Source organism: Oleiphilus sp. HI0061, assembly GCF_001635675.1.
Genome location: NZ_LWFE01001858.1, coordinates 1 through 619, shown reverse-complemented (window position 1 = coordinate 619; position 619 = coordinate 1). Strand labels below are relative to the sequence as shown.

General features: G+C 43.9%; 1 protein-coding gene. It reads left to right on the top strand.

Annotated elements, in window-relative coordinates:
- The coding region (locus A3735_RS28270; protein ID WP_068639090.1) for a PEP-CTERM sorting domain-containing protein at nt 1-531 on the top strand (531 nt) is incomplete at its 5' end.
- Nucleotides 532-619 lie beyond the last annotated feature (88 nt).

The window sequence follows — 619 nt, the reverse complement described above, 5'->3', positions numbered from 1 at the left end:
GTTCACACAGGTTCTGATACTGACTATAACAACTTCACTAACTGGAACGTATCTGACGGCACAGTCGACCTTGTAGCTCAAGGTGATTGGGGCCTCAACTGTGCAGGTTATTCAGGAAAGTGCGTTGACCTTGATGGATCTAGCGGCAATGCGGGCATATTTTCTTCTAATGCACTTACTTTGGCAGCAGGTACATATACTCTGAGCTTTGACATCTCAGGTAGTCAGCGCCCCCAGTCATTTTTCGACGAAATGCAAGTCACTTTAGGCGGATTCTTTAACGAAGACTTCTCTCGAGTTGCCTTTCAAGGCTGGGAAACAGTGACACGTACATTTAATATTGCTCAAGAAACAACAGATGTGATCAGCTTTAATCACGCTGGTGCAGACAACATGGGTATCATGCTAGACAACGTTGTTCTAAGTACAGACTCTGAAAATTCAGTTTCAGTCGATGAGCCAGCAACTTTTGCATTATTAGGTCTTGGATTACTAGGCCTTGGTGCAGCTCGACGCAAGCAACAGGCATAACCTCTATCAGGGGTTTATTATTAACTAACACTAGTGAATAAATAAACCCCGCTGCAATTCCATTTTTTCCTGCTACCTCCATTCCATC